Source organism: Acidobacteriota bacterium (assembly GCA_016716715.1).
Lineage (GTDB): Bacteria > Acidobacteriota > Thermoanaerobaculia > UBA5066 > UBA5066 > Fen-183.
Window position 1 is genome coordinate 55,482 of sequence record JADJVE010000005.1, and the last position, 14,504, is coordinate 69,985.

Below are 14,504 nucleotides of genomic sequence, written 5' to 3' on the forward strand. Positions count from 1 at the left end.
CACACGGAGATCGAGGGCGCCGCCTCGTTCCACGACTGGTTCGCCGAGCAGGTCGCCGCGTGGAAGAGCGACGGCGTTCGCTTTCTCACCTTCGAAGAAATTTGCAGACCCTTGCTCTCTGCTTCCGCGCCTGCAAGCGCGGAGAGGGAGCAAATCGATATCCCGATCAAGGCTCTCTCGTGGACGACGCTTCCGGGGCGGGCGACGCCGGTCGCGACTGGGGCATCATCCGCCGCATGAAGAGCCTCCAGGAGACCTACGGCCAGAACACGGTCTGCTTCGGCTGTGGCCCCTCGAACCCGAAGGGCCTCCAGATCCGGAGCTTCGCCGAGGGCGACGAGGTCGTCGCGACGTGGCAGGCCGAGCCGCACCACCTCGCGTTCGAGGGCGTCGTGAACGGCGGGATCCTCGGCGCGCTCCTCGACTGCCACAGCAACTGGACGGCCGCGTGGCACCTCATGCAGAAGGCCGGGGACGGGGTGCTGCCCTCGACGGTCACCGCGGACTTCCACGTCGTGCTCAAGCGACCGACGCCGATCAAGGAGCCCCTCCACCTGAAGGCGCGCGTCGTCGAATCGACGGCGGACCGCGCCGTCGTCGAGGCGACGATCGAGGCGGGCGGCAAGGTCACGGCGACGTGCCGCGGCACGTTCGTCGCGGTGAAGGAAGGGCACCCGGCGTTCCACCGCTGGTGACCGGCGCCGACGCGTCCGCCGCGCCCCCGTCGCGCGCGTTCGTCGCGCTCTTCTTCCTTCTCGTCCTCGCCGCGCTCCTCTTCTCGGACAAGGGCCAGATCGCGGGCGACGGCGGCGTCCGCTGGCGGGCGCTCGTCGCCCTCGCCGACGACGGGCATCTCACGCCCGACCGCTACACGCTCGAGATGCCGATCCTCGCGACGCCGCTCTGGGCGGCGGGCGTGGCGGCGGCCCGTGCCGCGGGCGAGACGGGCCCGGCCCGGCTCGAGACGATCGGCCGCGTCGTCCAGCGGTTCAACAAGCTCGTCGCGTTCGCGATCGCCGTCTGGCTTTTCCGGCGCCTGAGACGCCTCGGCCTCGGCGAGAGAGGCGCTGCAGGAGGCGTTCTGTGCCTTCTCTTTGCGAGTCTCCTGATCCCTCATTCGAAGGATTTCTACTCCGAGGGTTTGTGGACGTTTCTCTCGTGCGTGGCGCTCGGCCTCCTCGCGGATGGGGCGGAGCGGACGCGTCGTGGCGACGCCGTCCTCCTCGTCTCGACGGCGCTCGCGATTCCGCTGAATCCGCTCCTTCTTCCTGTGATCTTCGTGACATCCGCCATGCTGTTTTTCTCAGAAGGTGATGAGGGGCGATCCGCTGCGCGCCGGGGTGCGGTTCTCGCTTCGGCCGGCGCCGCCCTGGGTCTTGGTCTCGCGATTTCTGAGAACCTCTTCCGCCGCGGTGCGCTCCTCGATTTCGGTTATGCGGGAGAAGGTTTCACGGCACCCTTTTTCGAAGGATTCTTCGGCCAGCTCTTTTCCCCGGCGCGCGGCGCCGTCTTCTACCTTCCGATGTTCTTCGTCGGCTTCGTCCTCGCCGTGCGCGGCGCGACGCCGGAGGTGCGGCGCTTCGCGCGCGCCGGGACCGCATTCGGCGTTCTCCTCGTCCTCGCGTACTCGAAGTGGTTCGCATGGCACGGGATGACGTACTGGGGGCCCCGCTTCCTCCTGCCGCTCTCGATTCTCGGAGCCGCGTTCTTCGCGCTCGCGTGGACGGAGTTCTCCCGGCCGACGGCGCGGGCGATCCTCGTCGTCCTCCTCGCGCTCTCGTACGTGGCGTACAAGGCCGGCGTCGGCGTCGGCGTCACCCCGCTGCGCGCGTGCCTTCTGCCGGACGCGGCGCAACTCTCGTGCTACTGGGACTGGGCGCGAATGCCGCTCTCCTCGTGGCTGTCACCGCGGGACCTCGCGTCGATGCTGTCCCATCGCTCGACGGCGGTGGAGGCCGGGACGCTCGTCCTCTTCGCCGTCCTCGTGGTCCTCACGGGGCGAGGTCGATCACGACGCGCGATTTCCCCGCCGGAACCGGCACCCCGATCAGGTTGAGGTCGGCGGCGTAGACGGTCGCGGGCTTTCCGTTTACGGTCGCCGTGACGCGCGGCGTGAAGCTCCGGTCGACGCGCAGGATCGCCGCACGCGCTCCCGAGGTCTCGACGACGAGCCGGTCCGCGCCGTTCTCGATGACCGTCACGTCGGCCGAGGCGTCGCGCACCGCCGACGCGACGGACGCGGCGTCCTTCGCGTGCACGACGACGTCCGTCGCCGGGTCGAACCCGGCGTCCTCGAACGCGGAGACGGTCGCGCTGATGGAGTCCGCGACGACGACCCGTCCCGCGCGCCGAAGACCGGGCAGCGGATCCGTCACGCGCCAGAGCGTGACGGGGACTCCCGCGGAGCCTTCCACGTAGACCGGCGCGAGGCCGGGCGTCTCCGCCGGGACGTCGGCCGCGATCACGGCGTGGACGCCGGCGGCGCGCAGCCACTTCAGGCGGCGGTCCCACGGCGCCTGCTTCACGACGTCGGACGCATAGCGGTTCAGGATCGTGTAGCTGCCGTCGGGGTCGGGGTCCCAGGCGTAGACGAGGCCGTGGGGCGCGCCCGACAGCGCCCAGCCCTGACGCGCCTGCGCGAGCGCGAGGTCGAGGATTCCTCCGGTCTCGACGCGGCCCTGTGCTCCGCGCCGGACGGCGTCGAAGTCTTTCCCGGCGCGCTCGAAGACGCGGCCCCCGAGCACGGCCGCGCGGGCGACGAGCGGCGACGGCTCCATGAAGATCGACGACGGGACGCGGGGGATCGCCGCGGGCGCGTACGCCAGCAGCGAGACCGCCGCCGAGGCGAGGAGCAGCCCCTGGCCGCGGGCATCGCGCGCCCCGCGCGCAAGGAGGAGCCCGAGGACGGCGAGACCGGCGCCGGCGAGCGCCGCCTCGGAGGGAATCCGCTGGAGGACGGGAGCGAGGACGACGCCGGGGGGCGACGCCCACGCGGGATCCCAGAGGCGCACGAGAACGGCGAAGACCGTCCGCGGCGAAAGGCGCGCGACGATCGCGAGGACGCCGAAGAGCACGGCGAGCCCGAGGAGCGTTCGAGAGGCGCGCCGCCGGAAGCGCGGCACCGCGTCCTCGACGAGGAGGCGGTCGACCCCGAACGCGGCCAGGGCGGCGAGCGCCATCGTGAAGGGCAGGAGCGCTTTCACCGGGTAGCGCAGGACGTGGAGGGCCGGCAGCGCCTCGTAGGCGGCGCGGGCTCCGGGCAGCCACGGTGTGAACGAGGCGAGGAGCGCCACCGCCGCGGTCCCGATCCAGAAGCGCGCCTCGGAGCGGCGCGCGGAGAGGACGAAGACGAGCGCGAGCGCGAGCGGGACGACGCCGAAGGAGAGCGACGCGTGGTAGGGCGGGTTTCCCTGCGTGACGGCGAAGCCCCAGAAGCCGCCCGAAACGACGCGCGAGGGGTCGCCGAAGAGCTGGGGGAACGGCGTCTCGAGGAGGCGCAGCGGGTGGAACCCGACGGCCGCGAACTCCGACCACGAGAAGCCGCGGACGCGCCGCGACGCGAAGACGGACGCCTTCCAGACCTCGAGGAGCCACGGCGACACGAGGAGGGCCGCCACGAGGCCGCCGCCGAGCAGAGCGCCCGTGCCGCGCAGGCGCGCCGGCCCCGGTCCGCGCACTGCGTACGCGAGGGCGAGGAGCAGCGCGAGCGCCGCGAGGGCGGGCTCGCCTCCGAGAACGAGGAGAGAGGCCGCGAAGGCGACGACGAGCCCGGCGCGCGCCGTGGCGCGGGAGGTCTCGGCGGCCCGGGCGCGCGCGACGGCGAAGAGGAGCCACGGCGCCCACGCGAGCGTCGTTGCGGCATTCAGGAACGCGGCGGAGGAGAGGACGAAGCCCGAAAGGCCCCACGCGAGGGCTCCGACGAGCGCCGCCTCCTGCGAGCGCACTTCCGTGCGCAGGAAGAGATACGCGCCGAGGAGCCCGAGGCCGAGGTGGAGGAGGAGCTGGACGCCGAGCCACCGCGGTGCGGCCGGGAACGGGTACGCGAGGACGAGGTTCGGGTTTCCGCGGTACGCCTGCCCGAAGGACGCCGCCGGGTTGAGCTTCGCGGGGCCGAGCGCGGAGGCAAGGGCGCGGGAGGGACGCTGCGTCGTGCCGATGTCGCGGTACGCGGGCGTGGACGCGCCCGTCAGGAGGTCGCGGTGCGTCAGGAGCGCGGCGGCCGCGAGGAGGAGCGCCGCCGCGTGCGCGGGCCCCGGCGCGAAGCGCCGACCGCTCACGTGAAGAGGGGGTCTTTCCGCCAGCCCCACTTGTTCATCTTGAATCGCGCCATGACCCAGAGGATCGACAGGCCGTAGATGCACGAGCGCCGGAAGCTGATCTGCGACGCGTCGTCGAAGTAGCGCGTCACGATCGGGACCTCGCGGATGCGCATCCCCTTCCAGATCCCCGCCGCGATGATCTCCGTGTCGAACACGAAGTCGTCGGAGAACGCGGAGAGGTTCACGGTCTCGAGGTACTTCCGGGAATAGGCGCGCAGCCCGGAGTGGTACTCGGTGAGGTAGAGGTAGAACGTCGCGTTCTCGATCGCCGTCAGGAAGATGTTCGCGAGGTACTTCCACTTCGGCATGCCGCCCTCGAGGGGCCGCCCGCCGAGCATCCGGCTCCCGAACATCGCGTCCTCGAGCCCCTCGGCGATCGGGCGCACGAGCTCGGGCAGGACGGACGCGTCGTACTGGTGGTCGGGGTGGACCATCACGCAGATGTCCGCCCCGCGCGCGAGCGCCGTGGCGTAGCAGGTCTTCTGGTTCCCGCCGTAGCCCGTGTTCCGGTCGTGGACGACGACGTGGACGCCGGGAATCGCGCGCGCGACCTCGACGGTGCGGTCCGTCGAACCGTCGTCCACGAGGATGACGTCGTCAACCCACTCCTTCGGGATCTCGTGAAAAGTCGAGTGCAGCGTCTTCTCCGCGTTGTAGGCGGGCATCACGACCGCGACGCGCTTGCCGAAGACGGGCACTCCGGGATTCTAGGGGGAGTCGACGCGGAAAACCCGGAAGCGGGGCTGGAAACTGCCGTCCGGCCGGAGCGAGCCCGTGCGCGAGTCGAGGACGCGGACGAGGAAGGGGACGGGCCGCTCGGAGGCGGACTCGTGCACGCGCCGCCCGAACATCGACGACGTCGGCCCGGGAGCGCGCCCCGCCGCGGCGGCGTAGGACGGCAGGAGGCGCGACACGTCGGCCGTGACGAGGTAGCGGCACTTCGCGCCCCGGAGAATCGCGAGCGCCTCGGCGTCGTCGGTCGCCGTGAAGAGCCGGCACTGGCGCCGCCAGCCGTAGACGAAGGGGTCGGCGGCGGACGGGCGTCCGGCGAGCGCCGTCACGAAGTGGCCCGCCGACCACGGCGGCATGACGCCGGGGATCGAGCCCGGCGCGGGCGGCGGCAGCGCGGCGGGGTCGGCCGGCGGCGGGTCGAGCGCGCGAAGCCGCGCGAAGAGCTCGAGGACGTCGTCGCCGGGGGCGCTCGCGTAGGCCTGCGCGCGGGCGAGATACGGAGCGCCCGGGAAGACGACGAGCGCTGAGGCGAGGGCGATCGGGGCGAAGAGGCGCGCGCGGCCGTGCAACCGTCGAGGCGCAAGACGCGCGACTGCCTCGGCGAGAGCCAGCGCCGCGAAGATCGACAGGTAATAGACGTTGCGCTGCTGGAAGAGCGCCATCACGAAGACGGCGGCGGCGAAGAGCGCGACGAGCGCGCGCGCGGCGGCCCGCGGGCGCGAAGGAAGGACGGGGCGCCGCGCCGCGGGCCGGAGCCACACGAGGACGGCGAGCGGGACGAGGAGGAAACCCGGGGAGAGCTCGCGCACGGCGCGCTCGAACGTGGACCAGGTGCTCACGAGCGGCTGGCATTCGGCGACGAGGCGCAGGAACTCGGGCGGGTAGGAGAGGAAGCCGCCGTCGGCGAAGTCGTCCGCGCGCGCGCCCGCTCCTTCCTTGAACACGTACGTCCCTCCGCGGAACACGGCCTCGAGGACGCGCTGGGCGTTCGGCAGCGCGACGGCGAGAGCCGCGGCCGCGCCGAGGCCCCAGATCAGCCGGCGCCGCGCCGAGGGGGCGCGCCATGCGGAGAGCGCGAGGAGCGGGACGGCGGCTCCGGCGAGGAGCGCGGGCTGGAACCAGCCGAAGGAGACGAAGGCGAACGGGACGGGCTCCCGCGGAAGGGTGAGCGCGGCCCCTCCGGCGACGAGGACGGCGGCCGCGAGAGCGGCGGCGCCGGCGCCCTCTCCGAGCGCGACGGCCGCCCACGCGAGGCCGAGGCCCGCGACGAAGACGGCGCCCTGCCACGTGAGGACCGCCAGCGCGATCGCGGCGCCGAAGACGGCCGCGCGCGCGACGCGCGCGCCGGGCGGCGCGGCGGCGGCCCACGCGCCCGCCGCGAGAACGAGCAGGAGGTTGAGCGCCTCGGCGACGTGGTGGTCGAAGTGGCCGAAGCCGCCCCACAGGACGGCGGCCGGGATCGCGACGTACGCGGCGGCGGCGATCCGGGCGCGGCGGCGGCCGAACACCCGCCGCGCGAGGAAGAAGAGGGGAACGACGTGCAGGGCGCCGAGAACGGCGGGAAGGGTGGCCGCGACCCGTGTCACCTGCTCCGTCGTCGCGGTGGCGCCGTAGAGGGCTCGCGAGATCCCTCCGGCGAGGAGATCGAACGCGGGCGGCCAGATGAAGACGCCGCCGTCGGGGTGGTTCAGGTACGGGTCGCGGAACGGGACGCGCGGGAAGTTGCGCGCGACCGAGACCGTGCGCCGGAGATGGCCGTAGCAGTCGGGAGAGAGGAGGCGCCACCCGTGCGCCGTGGCGTCGGGGAACGGCGCGAGCCGGAAGGAAAGGGCGGCGAGGAAGACGAGAGCCACGAAGAACCCGTCCCGGCCGCGGCCACGCGCGCGCGTCTGCACGGCGCGAGCGTAACAGCCAGTCCGAGTTCCTTCCGCGCCGGCCCCCTACAATCCCGGGATGCATTCCCCCGGGCCGCTCCGGTTCTGGCTCGGCGCCGCCGCGCTCGGCGTTCTCGGCGTGCTGCTCGTCGCCGACCACGCGCGAAACGACAGCCCGACGATGGACGAGCCGTTCCACACGCTTGCGGCCGCCGAGTACGCGATCGCCGGGACGTACAACGCGAACCTCGAGCATCCACCGCTCGTGAAGCTCCTGTCGGGTTTCGCGGTGCGCGCGGCGGGCGCGCGCCCGCCGCGCATGGACGAGCCCTTCTCGATGCGCACCGCCGAGCAGCCGCGCCCGTTCGCGTTCAGCTCGACGCTGACGCCGGAACGCCTCTTCGGCGCCGCGCGCGCGCCCGTGGCCGCGCTCTTCTTCGTGCTCGTCCTCGTCGTGGGCGGCGCCGTGCGCCGCTGGGGCGGGAGCGTCGCCGGGCTTCTCGCCGCGGCGCTCGTCGCGCTGGAGCCGAACCTCGTCGCGCACGCGGGAGTCGTCCACACCGATCTCGCGGCGGCGCTCGGGTTCTTCGCGACGCTCTCCCTGTGCCTCCTCGCGCTCGAGAAGCGCTCCCTCGCGCTCTGGGCCGGAGCGGGCGCGGCGCTCGGTGCCAGCCTCGCGGCGAAGTTCTCCTGTGTCCTTCTCGTGCCGATGGTCGCGGTCCTCGCGCTCGTCGGCCTCTTCCGGGAGCGGCGCGCGGCCGCGCGCGAGGGACGGCGTGCGTCCGCCCTCCCCGCGGTCGGCCTCCTCCTCGCGGGCGCCGTGTCGGCCGCCGTCCTCTTCGGGTGCTATGCCGTGGCGATGCGGAACATGTCCGCGCGCGACGCCGAGGGAGCCGTCCGCATCTTCCTCGCCTCGCGGGAGGCGCCGCCGGCCACGGTGGAGCGCGTCGTGGCGATCTCCTCGATCTCGAAGCAGGCGGGCCACTACGCGGCCGGCCTCGCGGGAATCGCGATCCAGAACAGGACCGGCGGCGGTGTGAACTTCCTCTGCGGAAGGCTCTCCGTCGACGGCTTCTGGAACTATTTCTTCGTTGCCTTTGCGGTGAAGTCGGCCCTCGGCTTCCTCGGGGTCCTCGGTGCGGCCGTCGTCCTCGCGGCGGTGAAGCGCGACCGCCTCACGCTCATCTTCTGGGCGCTCGTCCTGCCGGTCGCCTACCTCTTCCTGACGGGCATGGCGACGTCGTACAACATCGGGATCCGCCACATGCTCCCGGTGTATCCGCTCCTCGCAGCGGCGGCGGTCCTCGCCGTCTTCCGCGCGCTGCCCCCCCGCGCCGCGGCCGCGGTGCTCACGGCCGGCGTCGCGATCCAGGCCGCCGAGATTCTCGCGGTCCACCCGCACGAGCTCTCGTTCTTCAACGCGGCCGCGGGCGGCCCGGCGCACGGGGCCGCGTGGCTGAACGACTCGAACCTCGACTGGGGGCAGGACCTCGCGCGCGTCGCGGCGCGGCTTAAGGCGCGCGGGGAGGACGCGGGGACGACGATCGCCTACTTCGGCGGGGCGGATCCCGCGTACTACCTCCCGAAGGCGCGACCGTTCGAGGGCCCCCTCGACCCGCTCGCGCCCGGCCGGTACGCCGTGTCGGAGTTCATCCGGTGCTGCGGGCCGGAGGCCATGGCCTTCCACGGCGACGCCTCCGGCGCGGCCGGCTTCGAGCGTCTCCGCCGCGCGCTGAAGGAGCGCGGCACGCCGCTCGCGCGCGAAGGGATGGGATACTCCGTCATCCTCTGGGAGCTGAAGGAAAAGAGCCCGTGAAACTCTCGATCGTGATGCCGGCCTACAACGAAAAGAAGACGATCCGCGAGATCGTCGCGCGGGTCCAGGCCGTGGACCTCGGCGCCCTCGAGCGCGAGATCGTGATCGTCGACGACGGTTCGAAGGACGGGACGCGCGACATCCTGCGCGAAATGGACGGCACGGGCGGCGTGAAGGTCGTCCTGCAGCCGCACAACATGGGGAAGGGCGCGGCCGTGTGGGCGGGCATGAAGGCCTCCACCGGCGACATCGTGATCATCCAGGACGCGGACCTCGAGTACGACCCGCGCGAGTACCCCGTCGTCCTCGGCCCGATCCTCAAGGGCGAAGCCGACATCGTCTACGGCTCGCGCTTCCTCGGCCATCCGGGCGGGCACCGCGTCCTCTACTTCTGGCACACGGTCGGGAACCGCGTTCTGACCTTGATGTCCAACGCGTTCACGAACCTCAACCTCACGGACATGGAGACCTGCTACAAGGCCATGCGCCGCGAGATCGTGGACCGGCTGGACCTCCGGTCCCAGCGCTTCGGGATCGAGCCCGAGATCACCTGCAAGGTCTCCCGCATGCGCGCGCGCATCTTCGAAGTGCCGATCTCGTACCACGGCCGCACGTACGAGGAAGGCAAGAAGATCGGCATCAAGGACGGGTTTCAGGCCGTCTGGACCATCCTCAAGTACTTCCGGTGGGAGGCGCCCGAGGGCGACGTCGGCGCGATCACGCTCCGCCGCATGGAAGGGCTCTCCGTCTACAACAAGTGGCTGCACGACCGCTTCGACGCGTGGCTCGGAAGCCGCGTGCTCGAGGTCGGCTCCGGCGTCGGGAACCAGACCCGGTTCTTCGCGGACAAGGAACGCGTCGTCGCCTCCGACATCGAACCGCACTACGTCGGCGAGCTGAAGGCGAAGTTCGAGGGCCGCGCGAACGTCCGCGTCGCGTCGTTTCGCTTCCCGCTCACGGACGGGGACGTCCGCGACCTCGCCTCCGAGCGCATCGACACGATCGTCTGCCTGAACGTCCTCGAGCACATCGAGGACGACGCGGCGACGCTGCGCGACTTCGCACGCGTCCTGCCCTCCGGCGGGCACCTCGCGCTCCTCGTCCCCTCGCTCCCGGCGCTCTACGGCACGCTCGACGAGGCGCTGCGGCACTACCGCCGGTACGAGAAGGCCGGCCTCCAGAGGCTCGTGGCCGAGGCCGGGTTCGCCGTCGAGAAGATCCGCTACCTGAACCGGCCGGGCGTCTTCGGCTGGTGGCTGAACTCGCGCGTCCTCCGCCGGCGGGTCCTTCCGCGCCAGCAGCTCGGCGTGTTCCGCTGGCTCATGCCGCTCCTCAGGGCCGAGGAGGACGCGGAGCCGTCCTTCGGGATGTCGCTCCTCGTCCTCGCCCGGAAGCCCTGACGCCCATGGCGGCGGGACCGGCCAGAGCCTCCCGGCTGCCGAGCGCCGCGGCCCTCGCCGTCGTTCTCGCCGCGTTCGCCGTCCGCTTTCACGACTTTCTCCTCGGCGGAACGCTCTACCGCCGGGACGCAGGCTTCTTCTTCGTGCCGTGGCGCAGCGTCGTCGAGCGGCTCCTCCGCGCGGGCGAATGGCCGGTCTGGAACGACTGGATGTCCGGCGGGCGGCCTCTCGCGGCGGACCCGAACGCAGCCGCCTTCTGGCCGCTCTCGCCGCTGGTCGCGCTCCTCGGGCCGACGGGCCTCTCGCTGGCGAACTCGGCGCTCGTTCTCGTCCTGTTCTTCTGGGCGCTGCGCCGGCTCGGCCTGTCGGCGCCGGGCTCCGCGGCGGGAGCGCTCGTGCTTCTCTTCTCCGGGGTCTTCCAGTCGCTGCCCGGCTTCTTCGGGATGGCCGCGGCCGCCGCGCCGCTGCCCCTCGCGTTCGCCCAGCTGCCGCGCCTCGCCGGAGGCGATTCCGGAGCGCGCCGCCGCGCCCTCGCCTTCTGCGCTCTCGCGTTCGGTCTCTCGGCGCTCGGCGGCGAGCCCGCCGCGACCCTGATCGGCGCGGCCGCCTTCGGATCCCTCGCGCTGGCAGCGTCCGCCCGCAGGCGGGCGGTCCCCGCGGCCGCCGGCGCCCTCGCGCTCGGCCTCGCGCTGGCGGCGGTGCAGGTCCTCCCCGCGGCGGCCGAGGTCGCGCGCTCGGCGCGGGCGTCCGAAATGCGGCCGGAGCACGGCGCGCTCTTCTGGTCCGTGCGTCCTGCGCGAGTCCTGACGCTTCTCGAACCGCGCCTGACGGGCGACGCGGCAGAGGGCCCCCATTGGGGCGCGGCGACATTCGACGCTTCCGGGCCGTACTTCGACGACCTGGCGCTCGGCGTCCTGCCGCTTCTCTTCGCGGCGGCCGCGTGGCGTGACCGGCGCGGCCGCGCGGCGCTGCTCGTCGCGGGCGGCGCGGCGGTCCTGTCGTTCGGGCGATTTCTTCCGGGCTACGGCGCAATCGCGTCCGCGCTTCTCGTCCGTGCGCTACCCGGAGAAGTGGTGGCTCCTCGCGACGTTCGCGCTGGCGGCGGCGGCGGCGGTCGGGGTGGACGCGGTCTTCTCCGGGGATGCGGAGGTTCGGGAGAGGGCGAGAAAGGCTTTGCTTCGGACCGCTCTGGTGATGGCTCTCGTATGCGGCGCGCTCTGCGCTTTGGCGTTCGGCGCTGAAGAGCTTCTTAGAAAGGTGTTGTGGGGTCTCGGCCTCGGCGCCGGCGACGCGTCTGGCGCGGCGGTGGCTGGCGTGCTCCGGACTCCACTGCTCGCGGGAACCGCGACGCTGGTCGTGTGCGCCGGCGGCTTCTTTCTCCTCTCCTCCTCCCTCTCCGCCCCCCTCTTCACCTTCAAAGAAAATCTTCTTTTCCCGATTCTCCTCGCGAGCCTTCTCGGCATCCTCTTCCTCGGCGACGCGGCGCGCCGCGTCGCCGGGACGTGCCCCGCGGGGCCGGCGGATCTCTATCGCAAGGAGACGCCCGAGGTCGCGCTCGTGCGCGCGCAGGCGGGCGGCGGCCGTTTCTACGACGACGGCGCGGACGACCGCGCGACCGTCGTTCGGCGCACGCTGGAGGCAGGCGGGCTCGACCTCCTGCGGCCCGCGACCGGGACGGTGTTCGGGATCCGGTACCTCGGCGACAACGACGTGGACCGCCTGACCGCGGCTCCGGCCGTCCGCTGGACCGCCGCTCTCGCAAGGTTGCCGTGGGGCGAGGAGAAGTCCCGCATCCTCCGCTCCGCCGGAGTCTCCGTCGTCCGGACGGCGTCGCCCGGCCCGGATCCCGCCGCGACGGAGGAGATCGGCCGCGCGGGATCGGACCGTCTCGTCCGGATCGCCGGCGCGCGGCCGGAATTCGCGCTGCTGCCCGAGGGCGAGGCGGGCTCGGTGCTCGTCATCGAGCGGCGGCCCTCGCGCGTCGTCCTCCGCGCCGACGTGACGCTTCCGTCCGCGACGCTCTGGATCGGCCGGACGTTCGACCCCAACTGGCGCGCGCGCGCGGACGGCCGGGAGCTCGCGCTGAACGCGGCGGACGGATGGCGCATGGAAGCGAAGCTCGCGAAGGGCGTCCACGACGTGACGCTCAGCTATGCAAACCCGCTCTTCGGCATTGGAGCCGCCGTCTCGCTCGCCGGTCTCGCCGCCGCGGTCGCGCTCGTGAGGGCGGGGAGGCCCGCGTGAAATTGCGACGCGCTGCGCTTCTCCTCGGGGCAATCCTTCTCGCGTGGGTGCCGTACCGCGCGTTCTTCGGGAGCGACGTGCCCGTCGGCCGCGACCTGCTCTTCTTCTTCTATCCGCTCAAGGCGCACCTCGCCGAGGGGTTGTCGCGCGGAGAGCTCCCGTGGGTGGACCGCTTCCGGTGGGGCGGCGCGCCGCTGCTCGGGGGCCCGTCGGCGGCGCCCTTCGACCCCGCGAACCTTCTTTTTCTCGCGCTGCCCCTCGGCACGGCAATGAAGGCGTGGATGCTCCTCCACCTCGCGGCGCTCGTCGCGGGTTTCGCCGCATTCGCGCGACGGCTGGGTCTCGCGTCGGCGCCGGCGGCGCTCGCCGGCCTCGTATTCGCTCTCGCGGGGACGACCGTCTCCGTCGTGCCGTTCCCGCCGACGCTGTCGGCGCTCTCGGTCCTTCCGTGGTTCGCGGCGTTCGTTCTCGACACCGTGCGCGCTCCGTCGGCCCGGAACGCCGCGAAGACCGGCGCGGCAGCCGCACTGCTCGCCGTTGCGTCGGCTCCCGAGTTCCTCCTCTACGGGGCCGCCGTCGCGGCGATGCTCGTCGCGGCGGCCCCGCCCGAGCCGTCGCCCCCTGAGCCCTTACGTGGCGTCGCGACCCCGCGGCGCGGCCGCGCTCTCGCGGCGCTGGCGGCCGCGGCGGTCCTCGCGGCCGGCCTTTCGGCCGTCGCGCTCGTGCCGGCCGCCGCCACGGCCGCGCGCAGCATTCGCGGCCCCGGTGGCGGCATGTCCGAGGGCGCCGCGGCGATCGAGCCGCTCGAGCCGGCGCGCCTGAGGGAGTTCCTCGCCGACGGGCTCGTGGCGGACTGGACGCGCGTTTCCACCGCTCGCGGCGCCACCCACTACCCGTACCTCCCGTCGCTGACGCCCGGGCGCGTCGCGTGGCTCCTCGTCCTTCTCGGGCTCGCGCGGCGGGGTCCCCTGCGCGTCGCTTCGACCGTGCTCGTAGCCGCCGGCGTTCTCCTCGCCATGGCGGGGGCGACGCCGGTGTTCCACCTCGCGGTGAAGGCGCTGCCGTTCTTCGCGTCGCTCCGCTTTCCCGAGCGCCATGCGACGCTCGCGGGCTTCGGGCTCGCGACGCTTGCGGCGCTCGGGCTTGCGCGGCTCGACGCGACGCTTTCCCCGCGGGCGCGCCGCATCGTCCTGCCGCTTCTCGCGCTCGCGGTGCTCGTCGACCGCGAGCCGATGGCCCGCGGGCTCTCGCCCGTGGAGAACGAATCCGTCCTGTCGCGGCCCCCCGCGCTTCTCGAGCGCCTTACGCCTCCCGCCGGCGACGCGCCGCCGCCGCGCATCTTTCACCGGGATCTCTACGCCCCCGTTCCGGTCTACGACACGCAGGACCTCGCGGCCTCGGGCCGCACGGCGCGGGCGTCGCTGCTCCCCGGATACGCCTCGCTCTTCGGCGCCGGCTACGTTTTCGAGAAGGACTACGACCTGTCGCTGTCGGTCGAGGTCTTCGAGTGGATGCGCCTCCTCGGCCGCGCGGTCCCGACGCCGGATCCCCTCCCGCTCCGGATCGTTCGCTCTGCGGGCGCCTCCGCGGTCCTCGCGAGCGAGCGCGGGGCGGACGGGCGTTACCGGCCGCGTCTGCTGCGGATCGCGGACCCGCTGCCGCCGTTCCGGTTCGCGTCGCGCGTCGTGGCCTCGAACGACGCCCCTGCCGTGTTCAGGCGGTTTCTCGAAGACGGCGCCGACGCCGCAACGGCGTACGTCGACGCCGCGCTGCCGGGGTTTCCGGACGCGCCCGGCGCGGGCCGCATCCTCGGGCTCCGGGACAGGCCCTCGGGCCTCTCGGTGGACGTCGAGGTCGACGGTCCGGGCGAGGCGTTCCTGATGCTCTGGCGCCTGCGAGAGGCGGTCGAGGACGCGACGCTCGACGGGCGCCGGGCCGCCGTCGTTCCGATGGCGTTCGGCTTCGCGGGAGCCCGGATTCCCCCCGGCCGGCACGTGCTCGCGTTGCGGCCGGAGACGCGCTGGGTGAAGATAGGGGCGTTGGTCACCGCGGCGACGGCCGCCGCCCTGGCGCTCGCCTGGGCTCTTCGCCGCCTCGGCCCCGCCGCCGCATGAGTCCG

10 protein-coding genes are annotated in these 14,504 nt (G+C 73.0%); 7 read left to right on the top strand and 3 right to left on the bottom strand.

The features are described 5' to 3' along the window. The first annotated feature begins 236 nt into the window (after window positions 1–236). Window positions 237–695, top strand: a complete 459-nt coding sequence (locus IPL89_09480) for a PaaI family thioesterase (GenBank protein ID MBK9063409.1) — start codon at window positions 237–239, stop codon at window positions 693–695. Further along, the gene (locus IPL89_09485) at window positions 692–2,056 is read left to right on the top strand and encodes a hypothetical protein (GenBank protein MBK9063410.1); all 1,365 of its coding nucleotides are present in this window, start codon (window positions 692–694) and stop codon (window positions 2,054–2,056) included. The genes IPL89_09480 and IPL89_09485 overlap by 4 nt, the downstream gene beginning before the upstream one ends. Here IPL89_09485 and IPL89_09490 read toward each other — a convergent pair. The 3 genes from IPL89_09490 to IPL89_09500 are packed head-to-tail and all read right to left on the bottom strand — an operon-like array spanning window position 1,992 to window position 6,946. Next, entirely contained in the window at window positions 1,992–4,277 is a 2,286-nt protein-coding gene (locus IPL89_09490; protein MBK9063411.1) for a hypothetical protein, read from the bottom strand. The two genes, IPL89_09485 and IPL89_09490, sit on opposite strands and share 65 nt — an antisense overlap. Next, entirely contained in the window at window positions 4,274–4,984 is a 711-nt protein-coding gene (locus tag IPL89_09495; protein MBK9063412.1) for a glycosyltransferase family 2 protein, read from the bottom strand. The genes IPL89_09490 and IPL89_09495 overlap by 4 nt, the downstream gene beginning before the upstream one ends. A gap of 42 nt (window positions 4,985–5,026) precedes the next feature. Beyond that, window positions 5,027–6,946, bottom strand: a complete 1,920-nt coding sequence (locus IPL89_09500) for a hypothetical protein (protein ID MBK9063413.1) — start codon at window positions 6,944–6,946, stop codon at window positions 5,027–5,029. Window positions 6,947–7,004: 58 nt separating this feature from the next. Here IPL89_09500 and IPL89_09505 point away from each other — a divergent pair, with 58 nt between their 5' ends. Genes IPL89_09505 through IPL89_09525 form a run of 5 tightly spaced genes read left to right on the top strand, consistent with a single transcriptional unit; the run spans window position 7,005 to window position 14,499 of the window. Continuing rightward, a complete protein-coding gene (locus tag IPL89_09505; protein MBK9063414.1) occupies window positions 7,005–8,741 on the top strand; it encodes a glycosyltransferase family 39 protein in 1,737 nt (578 codons plus the stop codon). Then, window positions 8,738–10,141 carry a glycosyltransferase gene (locus tag IPL89_09510; GenBank protein MBK9063415.1) on the top strand — a complete coding sequence of 468 codons (1,404 nt, stop codon included), beginning with the start codon at window positions 8,738–8,740 and terminating at the stop codon, window positions 10,139–10,141. The genes IPL89_09505 and IPL89_09510 overlap by 4 nt, the downstream gene beginning before the upstream one ends. Window positions 10,142–10,146: 5 nt before the next feature. Further along, on the top strand, window positions 10,147–11,382 hold the full coding sequence (locus tag IPL89_09515) for a hypothetical protein (protein MBK9063416.1): 1,236 nt from the start codon (window positions 10,147–10,149) through the stop codon (window positions 11,380–11,382). Further along, entirely contained in the window at window positions 11,336–12,385 is a 1,050-nt protein-coding gene (locus tag IPL89_09520) for a hypothetical protein (protein MBK9063417.1), read from the top strand. Before IPL89_09515 ends, IPL89_09520 begins: the two co-directional genes overlap by 47 nt. Next, the gene (locus tag IPL89_09525) at window positions 12,382–14,499 is read left to right on the top strand and encodes a hypothetical protein (protein MBK9063418.1); all 2,118 of its coding nucleotides are present in this window, start codon (window positions 12,382–12,384) and stop codon (window positions 14,497–14,499) included. Before IPL89_09520 ends, IPL89_09525 begins: the two co-directional genes overlap by 4 nt. The last annotated feature ends 5 nt before the right edge of the window (window positions 14,500–14,504 follow it).